The organism is Sphingomonas sp. HF-S4 (assembly GCF_032911445.1).
GTDB lineage: Bacteria > Pseudomonadota > Alphaproteobacteria > Sphingomonadales > Sphingomonadaceae > Sphingomonas > Sphingomonas agrestis.
In genome coordinates this window covers 1,100,807-1,123,109 of the sequence record NZ_JAWJEJ010000001.1, presented here as the reverse complement: position 1 = coordinate 1,123,109, position 22,303 = coordinate 1,100,807, and the positions used below count along the sequence as shown (strand labels likewise).

The window sequence follows — 22,303 nt, the reverse complement described above, 5'->3', positions numbered from 1 at the left end:
GGAAGGGTGAGGATCGAACCCTCCCCTCACCCTTCCCGCTCCCAGCGGAGCGGGAGTTTTACGCCGCCGCCAGCTTGAAGTCCTTGTATTGCGCGCGTATCGCGGTCTTGAGCAGCTTGCCCGTCGCGGTGTGCGGCAGGCTTTCGACGAAGTGGATCTCGTCGGGGAGCCACCATTTGGCGACGTGGCGCTCCAGATGCGCCGCGATCTCCTCGGGCGTTACGCCACTGTCGGGTTTCCGGACCACCAGCAGGATCGGGCGCTCGTCCCATTTGGGGTGGAACACCCCGATCGCCGCGGCCTCGGCGACGCCGGCGCAGCCGACCGCGGCATTCTCCAGCTCGACCGAGCTGATCCATTCGCCGCCCGACTTGATCACGTCCTTGGCGCGATCGGTGATTTGCATCGTGCCGTCCGGATGGAGGACCGCGACATCGCCGGTGTCGAACCAATTGTCGGGATCGACCGCGAGCTGCTCCTCGCCATAATATTGCTTGATCACCCAGGGGCCACGAACCTGGAGCCGGCCCGAGCTCGCGCTGTCGCGGGGTAGGACGGCGCCGTCGTCGTCGACGGTGCGCAGTTCGACGCCGAACGGGACCTTCCCCTGCTTCGAGACCTGATCGACCTGCGCCTCGAAGCTGAGGTCATCCCAATCGGGGGATGGCGCGCCCATCGTGCCGATCGGGGAGGTCTCGGTCATCCCCCAGGCATGGTTGACCCGGACGCCCATCTTCATGAGGCGCTCGATCATCGCGCGGGGTGCCGCCGAGCCCCCGATCGTGACGATCTTGAGATGCTCGGGCGCGGCGCCGGTCGCGTCCATGTGCTGGAACATTGCGAACCATACGGTGGGGACGCCGGCGCTGTGAGTGACCTTTTCGCGGTTCATCAGCTCGCACAGCACCGCAGGATCGTTGATCGCGGAAAACACGAATTTAAGCCCCACCGCCGCCGCGGCATAGGGCAGCCCCCAGCCCACCGCGTGGAACATCGGCACGATCGGCATTGCCACCGATTGGGTCGACAAGTCGAACTCGGCGGGCTGGAGCTCGGTGATCGCGTGGATCACGGTCGAGCGATGGGTGTAGAGAACGCCCTTGGGATTGCCGGTGGTGCCGCTGGTGTAGCAAAGCATGCACGGCTCGCGCTCGTCGCCCTCGACCCAGGTGTAGTCGCCGGTCTCGGCGCCGATCAGGTCCTCGAAGGCGCCGTCATCGAAGCAGATGTAATGGCGGATCGTGGTCCAGTGCGGCTTCATCTTCTCGACCACGGGCGCGAAGGCGCGGTCGTAAAGCAGCACCTGGTCCTCGGCATGGTTGGCGATGAAGGCTAGCTGGTCCTCGAACAGCCGCGGGTTGATCGTGTGGATCACCCCGCCCATCCCGATCGCGCCATACCAGGCGACGAGGTGGCGGCTGTGGTTCATCGCCAGCGTCGCTACGCGGTCGCCGGGTTTGAGGCCGAGCCGTTCGAGCGCCTGGGCGAGTTTTCGCGCATCACGGGCGATCCCGGCCCAGTCGGTGCGTGTCTCCGAGCCGTCGGCCCAGCGCGTGACGATCTCGCGAGGGCCGTGCTCGCGCGCGGCGTGATCGAGCAGGCGCATCACGCGCAGCTCGAAATCCTGCATTCCACCCAGCATCGCTCTCTCCAGGCCTTATTTTTTGAGGAGAGGGTATGCCCGGGGGGTGGAGGTGTCGAGGGGGCGGCAATGATTCGTAATGCTTAGCCCCTTCCCTTCGGGGGCTTTTGAAGGTCAGGCCGCCGCGGCGAGCATCGCCGAGGTGCTGGCGAATTCCGCGGAGCGCATGCCTGGCAGGACAGCGATCTTTGCTAGCATCTCTTCGTCGATGCGGAAGTTTCGGCCGAGCACGACTTCGGCCTGGCCCTCGCGGCCGAGCGGTGCCCAGAGGCGGACGATGCAGCGGCCGCCGCGCGCCTCGCCGATCATTTCCGAAAGCCGCGGCAGGGTCGCGGGGTCATCGACGACCAGATCGACCAGCAGGCGGGCGACATTGGCGATGCTCTCGAACGGCTGGACGCGCTTGATCGAGACGCGCGGGGTGTCCTCGCCGGGGCGCTTGTCGAGCTCGACGGTGAGCAGCGCGCAGCCGCCTTCGCGCGCGGCGTCTTCCATGTCCTTGGCGGCGAACTCGTCGAAGCAGCTCGCGAGCACCTGGCCGCTAGTATCCGAGATCGTCGCCATCATGTAGCGATTGCCGCGCGCCGAAGTGCGCCAGCGCGCGTCCTCGATCAACGCGGCGATCGTGGCGCCGACGCGGGCGCCTTCGGGGATCTGGATGTCGCCGAGCGTGGCGATGTCGCGTGCGCCCTGGCTGCGGACGAGATGCGCGTAGCGATCGAGCGGATGCGCCGAGAAATAATAGCCGAACGCGTCCTTCTCGGCCGTGATCTTGTCGGCGAGCGTCCACGCCGCGCTGCGCGGCAGATTGATCGCACCGCCGCTCGGCTCGGATTCGCCGAACAACCCGCCCTGCCCGCTCGTCCGGCTCTCATGCGTGCGCTGGGCGACCGCGAGGATCGTCTCGGCGGCGGCATGGACCCCGGCGCGGTTCGGCTCGATCGCGTCGAACGCGCCCGCCGCGGCGAGCGTCTCGAGCTGGCGCTTGTTGAGCAGCCGCGGATCGACGCGCTTCGCGAAATCGTCGAGCGACTGGAAGCGGCCCTTGGAATCGCGCTCCTCGACGAGCAGCTCCATCGCGCGCTCGCCCACCCCCTTGAGCGCGCCGAGCGCGTAACGCACCGCGAGGCCGTCGCCATGCTTCTCGACATGGAAATCGGCGAGGCTCACGTTGATCTCGGGCGGCAGGCACGCAATGTCGAGCCGGCGCATGTCGTCGGCGAAGATCGCCAGCTTGTCGGTCTGGTGGATGTCGTAGGCCATCGACGCGGCGAAGAATTCGTGCGGATGGTGCGTCTTGAGCCAAGCGGTCTGATAGGCGAGCAGCGCATAGGCCGCGGCATGCGACTTGTTGAAGCCGTAGCCGGCGAACTTGTCGATCAAGTCGAACAGCTCGTTGGCCTTGGCCGCCTTGATCCCGTGGACCTTGGCGCAGCCCTCGACGAAGATCGCGCGCTGCTGGTCCATCTCGGCCTTGATCTTCTTGCCCATCGCGCGGCGGAGCATGTCGGCGCCGCCCAGGCTGTAGCCCGCGAGGATCTGCGCGGCCTGCATCACCTGCTCCTGGTAGACGAAGATCCCGTAGGTCTCCTTCAGGATCGGTTTGAGCGTCTCGTGCGGGTAGATGATCTCTTCGGTGCCCTGCTTGCGGCGGCCGAAGCTCGGGATATTGTCCATCGGGCCCGGGCGGTAGAGCGAGACGAGCGCGATGATGTCGCCGAAATTGGTCGGGCGCACCGCGGTCAGCGTGCGCCGCATGCCTTCGGATTCGAGCTGGAACACGCCGACGGTGTCGCCGCGCTGGAGCAGGTCGTAGACTTCGGGATCGTCCCAGCCGAGCGCATCGAGATCGATTTCGAGGCCGCGATCGGCGAGCAGCTCGACCGCTTTCTTGAGCACCGACAGCGTCTTGAGGCCGAGAAAGTCGAACTTCACCAGACCCGCGCCCTCGACATATTTCATGTCGAACTGGGTGACGGGCATGTCGGAGCGCGGATCGCGATAGAGCGGAACGAGTTGCGCCAGCGGGCGATCGCCGATCACCACGCCCGCGGCATGAGTCGAGCTGTGCCGCGGCAGGCCCTCTAGCTGCATCGACAAGTCGATCAGGTAGCGGACCTCGCTATGGTTCTTGTACTCGCTGTGGAACTCGCTGACCCCGTCGAGCGTGCGCTTCAAGGTCCAGGGATCGGTGGGCAGGTTGGGCACCTGCTTGGCGAGGCGATCGACCTGGCCGTAGCTCATCTGGAGCACGCGGCCGACGTCCTTCAAGACCGCGCGCGCCTTCATCGTCCCGAAGGTGATAATCTGCGCGACGGTGTCGCGGCCGTATTTCTCCTGGACGTAGCGGATCACTTCGCCGCGGCGGGTTTCGCAGAAGTCGATGTCGAAGTCGGGCATCGACACGCGCTCGGGATTGAGGAAGCGTTCGAACAGCAGGCCGAGCTTGAGCGGATCGAGATCCGTAATCGTCAGCACCCAGGCGACCACCGAGCCCGCGCCCGAGCCGCGGCCCGGGCCGACGGGGATGTCGTGCGCCTTGGCCCATTGGATGAAGTCCGCGACGATCAGGAAGTAGCCCGGAAACCCCATCTGGATGATGACGTCGAGCTCGAAATCGAGGCGATCGTAATAGGGCTTGGTCCAGTCGGCTTCTTCAAGCCCCTCCCCTTCAGGGGAGGGGCTGGGGGTGGGGCCTGTCCCCGAGCCGTCTGCTTGCGGCACTGCCCCACCCCAACCCCTCCCCTGAAGGGGAGGGCCTTTCTTACCCTCCAGCTGCGCGATCTTGACCAGCCGGGCATGCAGCCCCTCGTACGAAAGCTCGCGCAGCATCCTGGCCTCGCCCTCGCGGTCGCCGGCGAGGCTGGGGAGGATCGGCTTGCGCTTGGGAGCGGCATAGGCGCAGCGCTGCGCCACCACCATCGTGTTGGCGATCGCCTCGGGCAGGTCGGCGAATAGCGACTTCATCTCGGTCGCGGGCTTCATCCACGCATCGGGCGACGAGCGCGGGCGATCGTCGCTGGCGATGTACGAGGAATTGGCGATGCACAGCATCGCGTCATGCGCCTGGTGGAAGGTTTCTTCGGCGAAGCAGCACGGGTTGGTCCCGACGATCGGCAGGTCGCGGGCATAGGCATAGTCGAGCAGCTTGGGCTCGGCGCGGCCTTCGACTTCGTTCAGCCGGCGGACGATCTCGACATAGAGCCGGTCGGGGAACAGCGCCTCGATCCGCCGGGCATAGGCTTCGGCGGCGCTGTCCTGTCCCTCGGCATAAAGCCGGGCGAGCGCGCCCTCGGCGCCCGCGGTGAGGCAGATCAGCCCGTCGGTATGGCCTTCAAGAGCATCGAGTGTGACGTGCGCGTCCTCTTCGATAGGGCGGTCGAGATGCGCGGCGGAGACGAGGTGGCAGAGGTTGAGATAGCCGGTTTCGTCCTGCGCGTAGAGCGCCAGCCAGTCGATCGCGGGCGGCGCGCCCTCGGCGAGCTCGGGGCGCTTGACCGCGAGCAGCGTGCCCACGACCGGCTGGACGCCCGATTTCTTGCACGCGTCCGAGAAGGACATCGCGGCGTAGAGGCCGTTGCGGTCGCTGACCGCCACGGCGGGGAAGCCGAGTTCGCGCGCGCGCTTGGCAATTAGCTTGGGCTCGATCGCGCCTTCGAGCATCGTGTAGGACGAGAAAACCCGAAGCGGTACGAATCCCGAATGCGCCATCGGATTATCCTAGGGATGCGGGCGTCGCTTTGCCACTCCGCGGGCGCGGCTTTCCACAGGTTTCCAAAAAGTAACTTCGCGCTTCCGTAGCAGCCCTTTTGTGGGAGTCGCTTATGGGAACCGACCTGAATGGCGACTCACCGGCCGTTGCGACAAAACACGGTTAACAGCGATCAACCTTCCCGATCGCGGCGCACCCGTCCTGGAGTTCGTGCCGCCTTCGCGTAATCGGAGTGCCCTAGCGATGACCATCCTCTGCTCGGTGATGAACCATGTGCCCGCGGCCAAGCGTTACCACAACCAGGGCCTGGAATTCAGCATGTGCCACCGCTGCGGCTGCGACATGATCCGCAGCGAGGAAGGCGAATGGGCGCAGGTGCCACAGGGCTTCAAAGTGGTGTGGCGCGAGTTCGGCCGCCCCGGCGATGCCTCGGACGTCGCGCAGCGGATGCACCGCCTGGCCCCGCCGCCGCGCCGCCGCGATCCGCGGAACGCCCGCCCTGCCCCGCGCCGCGACCCGCGCGGCCGCCCCCTCACCGGCGCGATCTCGATGGCGGCGATGCTCACCAAGCTCGGCAAGCTGGTGGCCGGCGACGAGGGCGAAAAGGCGATGATCGACAAGAACGGCCAGTATGTGATCTGCCTGCCCGGGCCGCGGATGCATTGATCTTTTCCCCTCCCTGAAAGGGAGGGGTTAGGGGTGGGTTAGAAAAGGTCGGGCTCGATGCCCGGCCTTTTCTTTTATTCGATGCAGCTCGTTGGGCTCGCTTCGCTCGCACCCACCCCCAGCCCCTCCCTTGCAGGGAGGGGAGTTTAGAGCAACTTTTCGATATCGCCGGCGATGTCCCTGGGCGACGTGGTCGGCGCGTAGCGGTCGACCACCTTGCCGGCGCGATCGACGAGGAACTTGGTAAAGTTCCACTTGATCGCCTTCAGGCCGAGCAGCCCCGGCGCCTGCTTCTTGAGATGCTCGAACAAAGGCGCGGCATCGGCGCCGTTGACGTCGACCTTGGCGTAGAGCGGGAAGGTCACGTCATAGGTGAGCGAGCAGAAGCTCGCGATCTCCGCGGCGTCGCCCGGCTCCTGCCCGCCGAACTGGTTGCACGGGAACCCCAGCACCGAGAAGCCGCGGTCCTTATAGTCGCGCTGGAGCTTCTCGAGCTCGGCATATTGCGGAGTGAAGCCGCATTGGGACGCGGTGTTGACGATCAGCAGCACTTCGCCGGCGTGATCGGCGAGCGTCGTCTCCTCGCCGCCGGGTTTGCGGACCGGGATTTCGGTGATCGCGCTCATTCCAGCTTCCCTTCGTGCAGCCGCACCACGCGGTCCATCCGCTCGGCGAGGCGCTCATTGTGCGTCGCCACCAGGGCGGCCGAGCCTTCGCCGCGGACGAGGTTGAGGAATTCGGCGAAGACGCGGTCGGCGGTCGCCTCGTCGAGGTTGCCGGTGGGCTCGTCTGCGAGCACCAACGCGGGGCGGTTGGCGAGCGCACGGGCGACCGCGACGCGCTGCTGCTCGCCGCCCGAGAGCTGGTTGGGGCGGTGCGTCAGCCGCTGGGCGAGGCCGAGCGCAGTGAGCAGCTCGGCGGCGCGGGCATCGGCGTCGGCGCGGGTAGCGCCGTGGATCATCTGCGGCAGCACGACATTCTCGATCGCGCTGAAATCGGGCAGCAAATGGTGGAACTGGTAGACGAAGCCCAGGCTGTCCCGGCGGACCTCGGTGCGGCCGCCCACGGGAAGCTTGGCGGCTTCCTTGCCGGCGATGCGGATCGAGCCTTCGAACCCGCCCTCGAGCAGCCCGAATGCCTGGAGCAAGGTCGACTTGCCCGACCCCGAGGGACCGAGCAGCGCGACGATCTCGCCGGGCTGGATGTCGAGATCGACGCCGCGCAGGACTTCGATGACGGCCTCGCCCTGCTTGAAGCTGCGCTTGAGGCCGCGTGTCTGGAGGATAGGGCTGCCGTCGGACGTGGCAAAGCCGCGCCGGCCGTTCTCGGCTTCGCCTGCGATTTCACTCATAACGCAATACCTGTACCGGATCGGTGCTCGCGGCCTTCCATGCGGGATAGAGCGTCGCGAGGAAGGTGAAGACCATCGCCATCACACAGATGCCGATCGTCTCGAACGGATCGGTCTTGGCGGGAAGTTCGGTCAGGAAGCGCATCGAGGGGTCCCAGACCTGCTGGCCCGTCACCAGCCCGATTCCCTGGACGACCTGCGCGCGGAAGGTGATGAACAGGAAGCCGAGCAGTCCGCCCGCGGCGACGCCGAGCACGCCGATCGTGGTGCCGACGGTGACGAAGATGCGCATCAGCCCGCCGCGCGTCGCGCCCATCGTCCGCAGCACCGCGATGTCGCGGGTCTTGGAGCGGACCAACATGATCAGCGACGAGACGATGTTGAACGATGCGACGACGAGGATGATGGACAGCACGGTGAACGACACTACGCGATCGACCTGCAGCGCCTCGAACAGCTCGCGGTTCATCTGGCGCCAGTCGACGATCTGGCCACTCTTGCCGACCTTGTCGACGAGCGGGCTGACGATCGCCTGGACATTGTCGGGATCGTTGGTGTCCATCTCGACCATGCTCACCGCATCGCCGAGCAGCAGGAGCGTCTGCGCATCCTCGATCGGCATGACGACGAAGATCTTGTCGAAATCATAGACGCCGACTTCGAAGATCGCCTCGACGGTGTAGCTCACCGAGCGGTACATCGTGCCCATCGGGGTCGCGGCACCAGCGGGATTGATGATCGTGATCTTGCTGCCGACGGTGGCGCCGAGCGATTCGGCGAGGCGCGAGCCGATCGCGACCTGCTCGCCGCCGGGCTTGAGCCGATTGAGCGAACCGATGACTTCCTTGCCCTTGAGCGCGGGGTTGGCGCGGATATCCTCGACGCGCATGCCCCGGACCTGGGCGAATTCGACCCGGCCGTTGAAGCTGGCGAACAGAGGCTGCTCGATCAGCGGCGTCGCATCGGTGATGCCGGGGGTCTTCCTCGCCTCGTCGACGATCCGGCGCCAGTCGCGGAGCTGGCCATTATAACCCTGGACCACGGCATGGCCGTTGAGCCCGGTGATCTTGCCGAACAGTTCGGCGCGGAAGCCGTTCATCACGCTCATCACGACGATCAGCGCGGCGACGCCGAGCATCACGGCGACAAGGCTGAACCCGGCGACGACGGCGATGAACGCCTCGCTCCGTCCGGGCAGGAGGTAGCGGCGGGCAATCATCCGCTCGTATCGAGAAAGTAGCATGCGGTCGAATGGGCCTGACAGGAGTGCGCATCGCCGCTCTAGGCCATGCGGGCGCCGGCTGGCAATGCACGCGCCTGTCGTCATAGCTATGTCCGCTATGTTGCCGATTCAACACAGGGTGCGGCCAATCGGCGGCTGACCTTTGTTAAGCCGGTGACAAACGCGGTTCCCCGAACTAGCAAACCCGTGTCGAAACGCAGGCAGCAAATGGCCGTGGTTCGGGGAGGGCTCCGCCCCGCTCGTAGGCAAGTACGGGCGCGTGGGCAGAGCCTGACAAAGGGGGCTGACGAGCATTCGTCACGCAGGCGGCCGGGCTGGAAACAGTCCGGCCGTTTCGCATTCCAGGTCCCTTTCCCCGAATTGCTCCGCGTTTTGAAAGAGGGAGGCGGTGCGGGCGCCGCCTCCCTCCCCTAACCTCCCCCGGCCATGGCGAGAGGCTAGAACGGGGACGCTCAGAACGACTTGCTGAGCGTCAGACCATAGGTCCGCGGATCGCCCGGCTGGCCGGCGATCAGGCCGGTATTGCCGGGCGTCGTCGCGAGGACGTCATAATATTCGGCGTCGAAGGCGTTACGGACCCAGCCAAAGATGTTGAAATCGTCGGTGCGGAAGCCGAGGCGGAAGTTCGCCAGCGTGTACCCGTCGATATCGGTGTATATCGAGCGCGAGGCGTTCGAGGAGAATTTGCTCCGCGAATTGGCATCGGCGGCGAAGTAGATCTGGCCATCGAGCCCGAACAGCCCGAGCGGCTGATTGAGCTCGCCACCATAGGAGAATGCCCATTTCGAGATGCCGGGAAGCCACTGGCCCGAAATGTCGCACACCACCGGGCTGAGCTGGCCGGGCACGCCGGGCGTGCCACCCGCGCTGCCAACCGGCGCTGCGGTGCCGCCCGATCGCTCGGGCGGGCATGGTGCGTTGGTGAATTCGACATATTCGTGGTCGGTGAACGCGCCGTTGGTGTAGAGCTTGAAACGCTCGCTCGGACGGATCGAGAAGTCGGCTTCGACCCCGCGGACGCGCACCTTGCCGGCATTGGCGAGATAGCCGCGCAGCGTCGAATTCTGGCCGTCATTGACCAATGCCTGATAGTCGCGGATCGACGTCCAGAAGCCGGTGACGTTGAGCGTCGCCTTGCGGTCCCAGAATTGCGACTTCACGCCCAGTTCGAAATGATCGACCTTTTCCGGATCGACCTGAGCGAATTGCGTCTGCGCGACTCCCGCCACCACCGGCACGCCGTTGAGGTTGAGTCCGCCCGATTTGAAGGTGTGGGCATAGGTCGCGTAGAGCAGCACGTCCTGCGCCGGCTTGTACGACGCCGTGAAATCGTACGAGACGTTCCAGGCGCGGTACGCCTCGTCGCGGAACGCCTGCGGGGTGACCGCGGTGCGCTGCTCGACCTGGCGCGGGGTGCCGCCGGTCGCGGGCACTAGCCGCCCCTGGCCATCGGTGACGATGCTGACATAGCTGCCGACCTTGTCGTCATAATTGACGCGGATACCCGGAGAGAGCGTGATCTGGTCGGTCACGTCCCAATTGGCCTTGGCGAACAGCGCACCGCTGAAATTCTTGAGGCGGATGTCGTTCGCGGCGGTCAGGCCGTCGAGCACCGTGGGGTCTAGATAGAGGAAAGGCGATCCCGGCGCGGTGGCGTCGCGCGCGCTGGGGCTGATCAGCCAGCGGCTGGCTGCGGGGCCCTGCCGCTGCGTGCCGGTAGTATGGATGTCCTGATAGAAACCGAACAGGCCGACGACATAGTCGAAGCCGTCGCCTTTGCCGGCGTAGCGCAGTTCCTGGGTGTATTGAGTCTGCTTGGTGGGGTTCTGCGACAGCGTGGTCACCGGCAGGCCGGTAAAGTCGCGATCGTTGGCGGGACCCCAGTTCCAGAAGCGCCAGGCGCTGACCGACGTCAATGTGCCCGATCCGATCTCATATTCGCCGCGCAGCGATACGCCGCCAAGCTCGTTGAGCGCGTTGAGCTCCGAATCCAGATCGGTCAGGCGGTCGAAGGCGTTGGTGCTGGGCGGCGCATAATTGAGCGCCGCGGTAAGCGCGGGATATTGGCGGTTGGCGGCGCGCTGGGTCGGCCCGTATTTAGCATAGATCTGCGCGCAGCACTCGGGATTCTGCCGGTTCCAGTCACCGGAGAGCGTAATCGATGCAGTGTCGCTCGCGTTCCACAACAGCGCGCCCCGCAGGCCGACATTGTCCTGTGCGTTGACCCAATTGTCGCTGGCGACATTGTAGATCGTCCCGCGCCGCGTGGTGGTCGAGAGGCCGAGGCGAACCGCGACCGTGTCCGCCAGCGGGCCGGAGATCGACGCCTTGGCCTGCTTGAACTCGAGGTTGCCCACGGTCAGCTCGGCGCGACCCTCGAAATCGAAGCTCGGCGCCTTGCTGGTGATGCTGATCGCGCCGGCGACGGTGTTCTTGCCGTACAGCGTGCCCTGCGGGCCACGCAGCGTCTCGACCTGTTGGACGTCGAGGAAGTCGAGCGTGGCGACCGCGACGCGACTGAAATAGACCTGGTCGATATAGACGCCGACACCCTGATCAATGCCGTCATTGGTGAGGCCGAGCGGCGCGCCGAGCCCGCGAATATTGACCGACGAATTACGCGGGTTGGTCGAATAGAATTGCAGCGTCGGTTGGAGCTGCTGGAGCCGCTGGACATTGAAGCTGCCGGTGCTGTCGAGCTCCTTGACCCCGACCACCGAGATCGGGATCGGCACGTCCTGGACCTGCTCGGCGCGGCGGCGCGCGGTGACGACGATGTCCGACGAGACCGAGCTGCGCTGGACGTCGTCGGGCGTGCGATCCTCGTCCCCCGGTACGGGCGCCGGGGCAGCCGGCTCGGGCGGCGCAGTCACGGTCGGCACTTCCTGGCCGACGGCAAGCGGCGAAGCACCCGCGAGCAGCAGCAGCGATAACGAAGAAAGGCTCATCAACATCCCCCTGGTCTCTGTCGCTGCCAATCTCCATCATATCAGTAGACATTAGCCAGCAAGCGAATCTTTGGAAAGCCGAAGCTGGGTTTCTCCGTCGCACGCAGCGCCCGGCCCGGCGCATCTTGAAACCGCGCATTTCAAAACCACATTCGCCTCAACCCGATGCCCGATGGGTCGGGGAAAGCAGCGCCGCGGTTGCCCGGGCGCTGATCAAGAGACGTTCAACTTGCTCAACAGAGGTTTTGAAATGCGTCAGTTCGACTTTACTCCGTTCCGCCGCTCCACCGTCGGCTTCGATCGCCTGTTCGACTTGCTCGAAACCAATGCGCGTCAGCAGACCAGCGAGAACTACCCGCCGTTTAACTTGGAGCGCCTGTCCGAGGACCGCTATCGCATCACCCTCGCCGTCGCCGGGTTCAAGGCCGACGAGATCGACGTGACCGCGCAGCAGAACCTGCTCCAGGTACAGGGCAAGAAGGCGAGCGAGAACGAGAACAATCAGGGAGCTTTCCTGCACCTTGGCATCGCCAACCGCAGCTTCGAGCGCCGCTTCGAGCTCGCCGATTTCGTGCGGGTGGAGAGCGCAGATCTGGCCGACGGCCTGCTGGTGATCGAGCTGGTCCGAGAAGTGCCTGAGGCGATGAAGCCCAAGAAGATCGCGGTCAACGCCGGTAGCCAGCCGACGCCGATCGAGCATCGCGACGCGGCGTAACCGCCACCACGGCTAGCGGCGCTTTCCTCCCTTTGGGCGCCGCAGCAGGGGCGCTCGGGCATTGCCCGGGCGCCTTTTGTTTTGGTCTATCAACCCATTCCGTTCGCCCTGAGCTTGTCGGAGGGCTGTTCTTCTCGTGCCGAAAGAAGGACGGTGCTTCGACAAGCTCAGCACGAACGGGGCGGATCAGTTCGGCTTGATCCACGGCGTCGGGCTGATCTGCCACGGCTTGACGTTCCCGGTGGGCTTCGCCGCGCCATCGAGCCGCACCGCGCGGACGATCCGGACGGGCTCGGGTTGGATCATCTGGCCGCGCATCGGCCCCCTGCCCCCGCCGGTCGGGCTGGCGAGGATCTTCCGCACCACGTCCATCCCCGCGACGACCCGGCCGAACGCGGCATAGCCGTTGCGCGTCGTACCGCGCGCGTCGAGCGAGGGATTGTCGCCCACCATGATCGAGAAATTGCCCGTCGCCCCATCGATATTGGCGCCATGCGCCATCGAGACGGTGCCGTCGGTGTGGCGAATGCCGGTCTGGTTGGTCGGCTCGAGCGGTGGCGAGGGCAGCACGCGCCGCGCATCGCTGGCGATCCCGCCCTGTACGAAGCCGAATTTCGGGTTCCCGGTGCGTTTCGACGCGCGGTAGAAGCCGGTGCCGTCAAGCCGCCCGTCATCGACATACGCCAGGAAATTGGCGGTGGTCTTCGGCGCGCGCTTCGCGTCGAGCGCGAGGACGATGTTGCCCGCACTGGTCTCGATGCGGACGCGGACCATGCCGGGGGTCGGCTTGTCCTGCGCGGCACTGACGGAGGGAAGGAGAAACGCGAGCAACGCGACGAGGATACGCATGACGCGCGTCGCTAATCGAAGCGCGCGCGCGGGTGAAGGCCTTTCGGCTTCAGAGAAAGCCCGTCTGCCGCAGCCACGCCTCGCAGAGCCGCGGCCAGAGCGACACCGGCAGGTCCGGCGTGTCCAGCGCGAAGCCGTGCGGCGCATCGGCGAAGACGTGGAGTTCGGCGCTGGCGCCCGCGGCTTCGAACGCCGCGTGGAGCCGTCGTGCGTTCTCGACGGGAACGACCGCGTCGTTGCCGGCATAGACGATGAAGGCGGGCGGCGGCGCGGCCATAAGCTGGGCGTCGGGCTGGAGGCGATCGTACATCGCCTGCTTCTCGACCGGCGGCAGCGGCGGCTTGTCCGCGACGATCGTCCGGCCCTTGGCGTTGGTCGAGATCGGGGCATAGCCGACCACCAGCACGTCCGGCCGCGTCGCCTGATCGGAGTGCCGAGACGCAGGTGGAGCCCATTCCGCCGGATAGTCGGCGGCCAGGCAAGCAGCGAGGTGCCCGCCCGAGGATAGACCAACCACGCCGAGCCCGCTCTCCGCACGCCCGCTGGCCCGGATCGCTCGCATCGCCTCCATCGCGTCGTCGAGCGGCGCGGCGACGCCGTGCTCGCCATTGGGGAAGCGGTGGATCAGAACGAAGGCATGGTAGCCGAGGCTGGTGAGCCAGCGCGCCACCTGGATACCCTCGCGGCCGGCCATCAGCTGGGTGTAGCCACCACCGCCCAGGATGAGCATCGCGCGGGCATTGGGCTTCGCGGGCGCGTAGCCGAGCAGGATGGGACGGGCGACCGAGGTGACGACGGCACCTTCTGGTGCAGCGTCTGGATCGGCGAGGGTGAAGGCACCGTCGGTCGGCGCGTCATCCCAAAGCGGCCCGGCGGTGTCGGCGTTGAGCATCCCGCTTTTCCTTTCGTCACCCCGCCCTTGGCCGGGGTCCACCAGGCAGCTGGCGGAATGACTTGAACCTCTTGCTGCTGATGGTGGCGCAGTGGACCCCGGCACAAGTCCGGGGTGACGATGGGGACTAGACGAGGCGCGACTGCTTCACCGCCGCCTCAATGAAGCTGGCGAACAGCGGGTGCGGATCGAAGGGCTTGGACTTCAATTCCGGATGGAACTGCACGCCGACGAACCAGGGATGATCGGGCCGCTCGACGATCTCGGGCAGCGAGCCGTCGGGCGACATGCCCGAGAAGACCAACCCGTTCTGCTCGAGCAGCGGCTTGTAGTGCGTGTTCACCTCATAACGGTGGCGATGGCGCTCGCTGATCTCGTCCGCGCCGTAGATCGAGGCGACCACCGAATTGCCGCCGAGCTTTGCCTGATACGCCCCAAGCCGCATCGTGCCCCCGAGATCGCCGCCTTCCTCGCGCTTCTGAAGGCCTTCGGCGGTCATCCATTCGGTGATCATGCCGACCACGGGCTCCTCTGTCGGGCCGAATTCGGTGGTCGAGGCAGTGGCGAGCCCCTGGTCGCGCGCCGCGTCGACGCATGCCATCTGCATGCCGAGGCAGATGCCGAAGAACGGCACGCCGCGCTCGCGCGCGAAGCGGACGCCGGCGATCTTACCCTCGCTGCCGCGCTCGCCAAACCCGCCGGGAACGAGGATGCCATCCATCGGCTCGAGCTTGGCGGCGACTTCCTCGTCGTCGCGCTCGAACAGTTCGGCGTCGATCCAGCGGATGTGGACCTTGACCTGGTTGGCGATGCCGCCGTGGACCAGCGCCTCGTGGAGTGACTTATAGGCGTCGGGCACGCCCATATATTTGCCGACCACGCCGATCGTGACTTCGCCCTCGGGATTGTCGAGGCGGCGCATGATGTTTTCCCACCGATCGAGCGGTGGCGGCGCCCCGGGATCGAGGCCGAATGCCCTGAGCACTTCGACGTCTAGGCCCTCGCGGTGATACTGCATCGGCACGGCGTAGATGCTCTTGGCGTCGAGCGCTGGGATGACCGCGCTCGTCGGCACGTTGCAGAACTGCGCGATCTTGGCGCGCTCGCCCGCGGGCAGGTCGCGCTCCGAGCGGCAGACCAGCACGTCGGGCTGGACGCCGAGCGCGGCGAGTTCGCGCACGCTGTGCTGGGTCGGCTTGGTCTTCAGCTCGCCGGCCGCCGAAATATAGGGTACAAGGGTGACGTGGATGCTCACGGTCTGGCCGCGGCCAAGATCGTTGCGGAGCTGGCGAATCGCCTCAATGAACGGCAGCGATTCGATATCGCCGACGGTGCCGCCGATCTCGCAGAGCACGAAATCCAAGTCGTCGGTCTGGTCCTGCGCGAACGCCTTGATCGCGTCGGTGACGTGCGGGATCACCTGGACGGTGGCGCCGAGATAGTCGCCGCGGCGCTCGCGCTCGATGATCGTCTTGTAGATCCGGCCCGAAGTGATGTTGTCGCTCTGGCGCGAGGCGACGCCGGTGAAGCGCTCGTAATGGCCAAGGTCGAGATCGGTCTCCGCGCCGTCGTCGGTGACATATACCTCACCATGCTGGTGCGGCGACATCGTGCCGGGATCGACGTTCAGATACGGATCGAACTTACGGATGCGAACCCGGTAGCCGCGCGCCTGGAGCAAGGCAGCGAGGCTCGCCGCCATGAGACCCTTGCCAAGCGAGGAGACCACGCCGCCGGTGATGAAGATATACCGCGCCATGGGAGAAAACGCCTAACGTCATTGGCCGCGCGCCGACAAGCGCGCGACTCACTTATTTTTTTATGTCTGCTCCCCGTTCAGGAGAGCGGCGGGGTTATTGCGCGAACGGAACCGCGCCGTTGGCCGGCGCCGCGCTGTTCGCGGGCTCACCCACGGCCGCCGGCGCGGTCGCATTGCCGATCGCGAAGGGCGGTGCCGCGGTAGGCGACGTGATCGGCGCGGCCGGTGCGCGCTGGAGCGACGTGTCGATCGTCGTCGAGTGGCGAGTCGCCGCAACGAAGGCGAGCACGATGCTCATCAGGATGAACAGCGTCGCGAGGATCGCCGTTGCACGAGTCAGGAAGTCCGCCGCGCCGCGCGCCGACATCAGCCCCGAGGGGCTGCCGCCCGTGGTCAGCCCGCCGCCCTCGGACTTCTGCATGAGAATCACGGTCACGAGCAGTGCCGCGATGATGGCGTGGACGACGAGCAGAAAGGTGAACATTGAGACCCGGCCTGTTGCGAAAGCGGCGACATAGGGGAGCCGGTGCCGGGGATCAACCTGCGTGTGCCCCGGACCGGCGCAGCGGGCTTCCGCGATTGTTGAATAAAGAAGTAACATTTCGCCAACGCACTGAAACCACTGCGCGCAAGCTGCGTTTGACTGAATGCTCCCGGAGAGGACCGGGATCGTAACGGATGAGAAGAAGCCGTGAACGCCATGCCGGACCAGTCCCTATCGTCCTGGAAGGACACGCTGATCGATTACGTGCGATCGGGTGAACCCGATCTCACTAATCGGCAGATGGCGCTCCTGATGCTTGTGTATCTCGATCCGGGGCCGCATACGGTCCGCGGACTCGCGCGGGCACTCAATGTCTCGAAGCCGGTAGTCACGCGCGCCTTGAATCGCCTGGGGACGCTCGGCTATCTGCGCCGCCAACGCGACGATACCGACAAACGCAACATCTTCGTTGCGCGTACCGCTGAAGGGGCTGATTTTCTTGCAGAGTTCGGGCATTTCCTCGCTGGCGACAACCTCAGCCAGCCAGTCGCCCGCAGGGCCAACGCGTAAGCGCTTCGCGCTAAGGGGGCGTTCGGCGACGATCGATTCGCGCGTCGACGCCGTGCGCCGCGATCTTGCCGACGTCCGCCTCGCCGACCGGGTATTCGCCCCGCATTACGCCGCACCGATGCCGCGCGCCGTTGCCGCGCCGGCCGACCTGCGCAGCGGCAGCGCCGCCGATACCGAGATCCTTGGTGCGCTTGCCGCGGGCGACATCTTCGAAGTGCTCGAGTTCGCCGGCGACCATGCCTGGGGAGTCGCCCCCGGCCTGGGTCTGGTCGGCTATCTTCCCGCAGCGGCGCTGGCCGACGCGCAATGACCATCCGCGTCTTCATCGACGGTGCCGTGGGCACCACCGGGCTCGAGATTCGCGAGCGGCTCGAAGGGCGTGACGGCATCGAGCAGCTGATTCTCGCCGATGCCGACCGCAAGGACGCGAAGAAGCGCGAGGACGCACTCAATTCGGCGGACTTCGTCATCCTCTGCCTCCCCGACGATGCCGCGCGCGAGGCGATCTCGATGATCCGAGCCGACAAGGTCCGCGTGATCGACGCTTCGACCGCGCACCGCGTCGCGCCCGACTGGGTCTACGGCTTTGCCGAGCTCGAGCCGAGCCAGACCGCGACGATCGCCGACGCACGCTGGGTGAGCAACCCCGGTTGCTATCCCACCGGCTTCCTCGCGCTGATCCGTCCGCTGGTGCGGGCGGGCCTGGTGCCGCTCGACCATGTCTTCTCGGTCAACGCCGTCTCGGGCTATTCGGGCGGCGGCAAGTCGATGATCGCCGAGTTCGAGGACCAGAATTCGGAAACGTTCACCGCGACCGCCTTCCGCGCTTATGGTCTCGGCCTCGAGCACAAGCATGTGCCCGAGATGCAGAAGCATGCGCGGATCGAGCATCCGCCGATCTTCCAGCCCGCGGTGGTGCGCACCTATCGCGGCATGGTGGTGGAGGTGCCCCTGCCCCTCCACACCTTCACGCGGCGGCCCTCGCTCGAGGCAATCGAGAATGCGCTGCGCGACGCGTACAAGGACAGCCCGCTGATCCGCGTGCTGCCGGGCAATGTCCCGACGGTGTCGATCGAGGAGGATGCGGGGACCGACCGGCTGAGCGTCCGCGTGTTCGGCAATGCCGAGCGCGGCCAGGCGCGGCTCGTCGCGACGCTCGACAATCTCGGCAAGGGCGCCGCGGGCGCCGCAGTGCAGAACCTCAACATCATGGCCGGGCTCGATCCGGTCGCGGGGCTGGTTCTCTAAACAATCCGCGGCTTGATCTTTGGCGCCCGTTGGTGTCTCGCGGACAAAACACGTCGACGAGAGGCAAGACATGCACCAACCCGTGGGGAAATTGCTGCTGTTCGGAGCGACCGGCGACCTAGCGCAGCGCATGCTGCTGCCGTCGCTCTATGCGCTCCATGCCGACGGACTGCTGCCGGCGGGCCTGACGATCACCGGCACCGCGCGCTCCGACAAGGACGACGAATCGTACCGCGACTTCGCCCGCCACGCACTCGACGAATTCCTGCCCGCCGACCGCAAGGATGACAGCGCTGTCGGGAGCTTTCTCGAACGGTTGTACTATCAGTCGCTCGATGCGTCGCAGATCGACGGGTTCGCGACGCTAAAGGACAAATTGGGCGACATTTCCGGCGGGTTGGCGATCTTCCTCTCGACCGCGCCCTGGCTGTTCGGCCCGACGATCGAAGGATTGAAGAGCGCCGGGCTGGCCGGGGACAATGTCCGGATCAGCCTGGAAAAGCCGCTCGGCAAGGATCTCGCCTCCAGCCGGGAAATCAACGATCTCGTCGCGGGCGCCTTCCCCGAGGAGCGGACCTTCCGGATCGATCACTATCTCGGCAAGGAGACGGTGCAGAACATCCTGGCGCTGCGTTTCGGCAATTCGCTGTTCGAGCCGGTATGGAATGCGCAGGGTATCGAGAGCGTCCAGATCACTGTCTCCGAGACAGTGGGCCTCGAGGGCCGCGCGGGCTTCTACGACGAGACCGGCGCGCTGCGCGACATGGTGCAGAACCACATGCTCCAGCTCGTCGCGCTGATCGCGATGGAGCCCCCTGCCCGTTTCGACGGCACCGCGATCCGCGACGAGAAGGTCAAGGTGTTCCGCTCGCTTCGGAAGATCACCCCGCAGGAGACGCCACACCTTACCGTCACCGGCCAATATGGCGGCGGCGCGGTGAAGGGCGAAATCGTCCGCGACTATGCCAGTGACCTCGAAAAGCCGTCGAACACCGAGACCTTCGTCGCGATCAAGGCACATGTCGATAATTGGCGCTGGCACGGCGTTCCGTTCTATCTGCGCACGGGTAAGCGGCTGGCGGAGCGGCGCAGCGAGATCGTCATCCGGTTCAAGCCGGTGCCGCATTCGATATTCGCCGATCGCGGCGGCGCGCTCCAGCCCAACACGCTGGTGATCCGGCTCCAGCCCGAGGAATATGTCCGCTTGCTGGTGATGGCCAAGCAGCCCGGGCTCGACCGCGAAGGCGTGCGGCTGCGCGAAGTGCCGCTCAACCTCAGCCTCGAGAACGAATTCGCCGGCACGCGCCGCCGCATCGCCTATGAACGGCTGCTGCTCGATTTGATTGAAGGCGACCCGACGCTGTTCGTCCGCCGCGACGAAGTCGAAGCGCAATGGGAATGGATCGACGCGATCCGCGCCGGCTGGCAGGCCAATGATATCAAACCAAAACCCTATGCGTCAGGCAGCTGGGGCCCATCCGCCGCGATCGCGCTGACCGAGCGCGACGGCGTGACATGGAACGAGTGACCCCCCGAACCCATATCCGAACAAACCCACCGAACACGCAGGAGCTTACATGACGACCGAAATCGAATGGTGGGACTATGAAGACGCCGACGAGATGGCCGCGGCCGTCGCCGGCGACGTCCAGTTCATCATCGAGAGCGCGATCGACGCGCGTGGTGCGGCAGTGGTGGCGCTTGCCGGGGGCAAGACCCCGCTGCCGATCTACGAGAAGCTGGCCCAGGCCAAGCTCGACTGGAAGCGCGTGACGATCGTCCCGGGCGACGACCGGCTGGTGCCGCTGGGCGATCCGCTGTCGAACGTCACAGCAATCGGCAAGATCTTCATCCCGAAGGGCGCGCGGGTGATCCCGCTGATCAGCGCCACCGTCGCCGACTACAAGGCTGCCGGCCGCGCCGCCGATGCGATCCTTCAGGACCTGCACTGGCCGCTCGACCTGTGCCTGCTCGGCGTCGGTGGTGACGGACATGCCGCGTCGATCTTCCCCGGCCCCGATTTCGATGAGGCCTTGAACGGCCCCAACGAGCGCCGCGCGCTGGGCGTGATGCCCGATCCGCTGCCGCCCGAGGCCCCGGTTGCGCGAGTCTCGCTGAGCCGCGCCGCGATCGTCTCGGCACGCGCGCTGATGATCGCTGTCACCGGCGACGCCAAGAAGCAGGTGATCGAGGACGCGATCAAGCAGGGGCCGTCGTCGAACTATCCGATCGGCCGCATCCTGGCCGATGTCGAGTTGCCAGTGGACATCCACTGGGCGGCCTAAGTGTTTCCGGTTCGCCTTAGCGCGAACGGGTAAGGGTGAGATATGGTTGAGATTCATTCTGAAGTCGCCGCGGTTACCGATCGCGTGATCGAGCGCTCGAAAGAGCGGCGCATTGCCTATCTCGACCTTATCAGCCGCGAGCGCGAGAGCGGCGCGGATCGGCCCAAGCTCGGCTGCGCCAATCTCGCGCACGCCTATGCGGGGACCGACGAGCAGCGCGACCTGATGACGCCGGCGAACAGGATGAACATCGGCATCGTCACCTCGTACAACGACATGCTTTCGGCACACGCGGTCTATTATCGATACCCCGAGCAGATGAAAGTATGGGCGCTCGAAGCCGGCGCCACTGCGCAGGTCGCGGGCGGCGTTCCAGCAATGTGCGATGGGGTGACCCAGGGCTATCAGGGGATGGAACTCTCCCTGTTCAGCCGCGACACGATTGCGCTCTCCACCGGCATCGCCCTCTCCCATCGCGTGTTCGAAGGCGCGGCGCTGCTCGGCATCTGCGACAAGATCGTGCCGGGGCTGCTGATCGGTGCGCTGCGCTTCGGCCATCTGCCGATGGTCATGATCCCCGGCGGCCCGATGCGCTCGGGGCTCGCCAACAAGGCCAAGGCGGCGGTGCGAGAAGCCTATGCCGAGGGCAAGGTCGGCCGCGAGGAACTTCTCGAGGCGGAGATCGCTGCCTATCATTCGAAGGGCACGTGCACCTTCTATGGCACCGCCAATTCGAACCAGATGATGATGGAGGCGATGGGGCTCCATATCCCCGGCGCCGCGTTCGCCAATCCCGGCACCAAGCTGCGTCAGGAGCTGACGCGTGCGGCGGTGCATCGCCTCGCCGAGATCGGCTGGGCCGGCGACGACTATCGACCGATCGGCCATGTCGTCGACGAGAAGGCACTGGTCAACGCCGCCATCGTGCTGCTCGCCACCGGCGGATCGACCAACCATCTGATCCACTTGCCCGCCTTTGCGCGCGCGGCCGGCGTGCTGATCGACTGGGACGATTTCGACCGGCTCTCGCGCGTCGTGCCACTGCTGACGCGCGTTTATCCCAACGGATCGGCCGATGTGAACGGCTTCGAAGATGCCGGCGGGCCCAGCTTCGTGATTCGCGAGTTGCTGCGCGGTGGGCTGATGCACGGCGACACGCTCACCGTGGCAAAGGGCGGCATGGCGGAATATGGCCGCAAGCCCGATATCGAGGGCGAGGACCAGCTCGTCTGGCACGACCATCCCGCGCAGAGCGGCGACGAGACCATCGTCCGCACGATCGACGCGCCCTTCTCCGACGAAGGCGGTTTCCGCATCCTCGCAGGCAATCTCGGCCGCGCCTGCATCAAGGTCAGCGCAGTCGAGCGCGACCGCTGGACGATCGAGGCGCCGTGCCGGGTATTTTCTACCCAGCAGGAAGTACAGGATGCGTTCAAGGCGGGCGAGCTCGATCGCGACGTGGTCGTGGTGGTGCGCTTCCAGGGACCGCGCGCCAACGGCATGCCCGAGCTGCACAAGCTCACCCCGCCGCTCGGCGTGCTTCAGAACAAGGGCTTCCGGGTTGCGCTGGTGACCGACGGGCGCATGTCGGGCGCTTCGGGCAAGGTGCCCGCGGCGATCCACCTCAGTCCCGAGGCACTGGGCGGTGGGCCGATCGGCAAGCTGCGCGACGGTGATGTGGTACGCGTGTGCGCCGAACAGGGCGTGCTCGAGGCGCTGGTCGATCCAGTGGCGTGGGCAGCGCGCGAGCAGTGCGTGGCTCCGCCGCCCGCCGAAGGCACCGGACGCGAGCTGTTCGCGATGATGCGGCACTATGCCAGCGAGGCCGAAATGGGCGGATCGGCGATGCTGGCGGAAGCCGGACTCTAGCACCGGCTTTACATCCGCGCGCCCAGCGCAGAGAAGGGCCGCGCACCGTCTGCCAACGTTGACAGGCGGA

18 protein-coding genes are annotated in these 22,303 nt (G+C 66.0%); 8 read left to right on the top strand and 10 right to left on the bottom strand.

Annotated elements, in window-relative coordinates:
• Window positions 1-58 precede the first annotated feature (58 nt).
• Together RZN05_RS04715 and dnaE are read right to left on the bottom strand one after the other, a co-directional pair.
• Complete coding sequence (locus tag RZN05_RS04715) at window positions 59-1,642, bottom strand: long-chain fatty acid--CoA ligase (RefSeq protein WP_317225465.1); 1,584 nt, start codon at window positions 1,640-1,642, stop codon at window positions 59-61.
• Window positions 1,643-1,756: 114 nt separating this feature from the next.
• Entirely contained in the window at window positions 1,757-5,353 is a 3,597-nt protein-coding gene (gene dnaE, locus RZN05_RS04710) for a DNA polymerase III subunit alpha (protein WP_317225464.1), read from the bottom strand.
• Between the two features lie 244 nt (window positions 5,354-5,597).
• Here dnaE and RZN05_RS04705 point away from each other — a divergent pair, with 244 nt between their 5' ends.
• The gene (locus tag RZN05_RS04705) at window positions 5,598-6,020 is read left to right on the top strand and encodes a hypothetical protein (RefSeq protein WP_317225463.1); all 423 of its coding nucleotides are present in this window, start codon (window positions 5,598-5,600) and stop codon (window positions 6,018-6,020) included.
• Between the two features lie 146 nt (window positions 6,021-6,166).
• On the opposite strand, the gene RZN05_RS04700 is transcribed toward RZN05_RS04705, so the two are convergent.
• The 4 genes from RZN05_RS04700 to RZN05_RS04685 form a co-directional block, all read right to left on the bottom strand.
• Window positions 6,167-6,646 (bottom strand): glutathione peroxidase, encoded by a 480-nt coding sequence (locus tag RZN05_RS04700; protein ID WP_317225462.1) that lies wholly within the window; start codon window positions 6,644-6,646, stop codon window positions 6,167-6,169.
• Window positions 6,643-7,371 carry an ABC transporter ATP-binding protein gene (locus RZN05_RS04695; protein ID WP_317225461.1) on the bottom strand — a complete coding sequence of 243 codons (729 nt, stop codon included), beginning with the start codon at window positions 7,369-7,371 and terminating at the stop codon, window positions 6,643-6,645. Before RZN05_RS04695 ends, RZN05_RS04700 begins: the two co-directional genes overlap by 4 nt.
• A complete protein-coding gene (locus RZN05_RS04690) occupies window positions 7,364-8,614 on the bottom strand; it encodes a lipoprotein-releasing ABC transporter permease subunit (protein ID WP_317225460.1) in 1,251 nt (416 codons plus the stop codon). Before RZN05_RS04690 ends, RZN05_RS04695 begins: the two co-directional genes overlap by 8 nt.
• A gap of 452 nt (window positions 8,615-9,066) precedes the next feature.
• Complete coding sequence (locus RZN05_RS04685) at window positions 9,067-11,568, bottom strand: TonB-dependent receptor (RefSeq protein WP_394804781.1); 2,502 nt, start codon at window positions 11,566-11,568, stop codon at window positions 9,067-9,069.
• Window positions 11,569-11,812: 244 nt separating this feature from the next.
• Here RZN05_RS04685 and RZN05_RS04680 point away from each other — a divergent pair, with 244 nt between their 5' ends.
• Window positions 11,813-12,277, top strand: a complete 465-nt coding sequence (locus RZN05_RS04680) for an Hsp20 family protein (RefSeq protein ID WP_317225458.1) — start codon at window positions 11,813-11,815, stop codon at window positions 12,275-12,277.
• A gap of 186 nt (window positions 12,278-12,463) precedes the next feature.
• Here RZN05_RS04680 and RZN05_RS04675 read toward each other — a convergent pair whose 3' ends face one another.
• The 4 genes from RZN05_RS04675 to secG all read right to left on the bottom strand — a co-directional run bounded on the left by RZN05_RS04675 (window position 12,464) and on the right by secG (window position 16,261).
• Window positions 12,464-13,126 (bottom strand): peptidylprolyl isomerase, encoded by a 663-nt coding sequence (locus tag RZN05_RS04675; protein ID WP_317225457.1) that lies wholly within the window; start codon window positions 13,124-13,126, stop codon window positions 12,464-12,466.
• A gap of 49 nt (window positions 13,127-13,175) precedes the next feature.
• On the bottom strand, window positions 13,176-14,018 hold the full coding sequence (locus RZN05_RS04670) for an alpha/beta hydrolase (RefSeq protein WP_317225456.1): 843 nt from the start codon (window positions 14,016-14,018) through the stop codon (window positions 13,176-13,178).
• A gap of 127 nt (window positions 14,019-14,145) precedes the next feature.
• Entirely contained in the window at window positions 14,146-15,777 is a 1,632-nt protein-coding gene (locus RZN05_RS04665) for a CTP synthase (RefSeq protein WP_317225455.1), read from the bottom strand.
• 94 nt (window positions 15,778-15,871) lie between these two features.
• Window positions 15,872-16,261 carry a preprotein translocase subunit SecG gene (gene secG / locus RZN05_RS04660; protein ID WP_317225454.1) on the bottom strand — a complete coding sequence of 130 codons (390 nt, stop codon included), beginning with the start codon at window positions 16,259-16,261 and terminating at the stop codon, window positions 15,872-15,874.
• A gap of 216 nt (window positions 16,262-16,477) precedes the next feature.
• Between secG and RZN05_RS04655 the strand changes: the two genes are divergently transcribed.
• The 6 genes from RZN05_RS04655 (at window position 16,478) to edd (ending at window position 22,233) form a co-directional block, all read left to right on the top strand.
• The gene (locus RZN05_RS04655; RefSeq protein WP_317227563.1) at window positions 16,478-16,831 is read left to right on the top strand and encodes a MarR family transcriptional regulator; all 354 of its coding nucleotides are present in this window, start codon (window positions 16,478-16,480) and stop codon (window positions 16,829-16,831) included.
• Between the two features lie 52 nt (window positions 16,832-16,883).
• On the top strand, window positions 16,884-17,141 hold the full coding sequence (locus RZN05_RS04650) for an SH3 domain-containing protein (RefSeq protein ID WP_317225453.1): 258 nt from the start codon (window positions 16,884-16,886) through the stop codon (window positions 17,139-17,141).
• Window positions 17,138-18,079, top strand: coding sequence for an N-acetyl-gamma-glutamyl-phosphate reductase (argC, locus tag RZN05_RS04645; protein ID WP_317225452.1), 942 nt, complete (start codon window positions 17,138-17,140; stop codon window positions 18,077-18,079). Before RZN05_RS04650 ends, argC begins: the two co-directional genes overlap by 4 nt.
• 70 nt (window positions 18,080-18,149) lie before the next feature.
• Complete coding sequence (gene zwf / locus RZN05_RS04640) at window positions 18,150-19,607, top strand: glucose-6-phosphate dehydrogenase (protein WP_317225451.1); 1,458 nt, start codon at window positions 18,150-18,152, stop codon at window positions 19,605-19,607.
• A gap of 49 nt (window positions 19,608-19,656) precedes the next feature.
• Entirely contained in the window at window positions 19,657-20,364 is a 708-nt protein-coding gene (gene pgl, locus RZN05_RS04635; RefSeq protein WP_317225450.1) for a 6-phosphogluconolactonase, read from the top strand.
• A 42-nt stretch (window positions 20,365-20,406) separates the two neighbouring features.
• Window positions 20,407-22,233, top strand: a complete 1,827-nt coding sequence (gene edd / locus RZN05_RS04630) for a phosphogluconate dehydratase (protein WP_317225449.1) — start codon at window positions 20,407-20,409, stop codon at window positions 22,231-22,233.
• The last annotated feature ends 70 nt before the right edge of the window (window positions 22,234-22,303 follow it).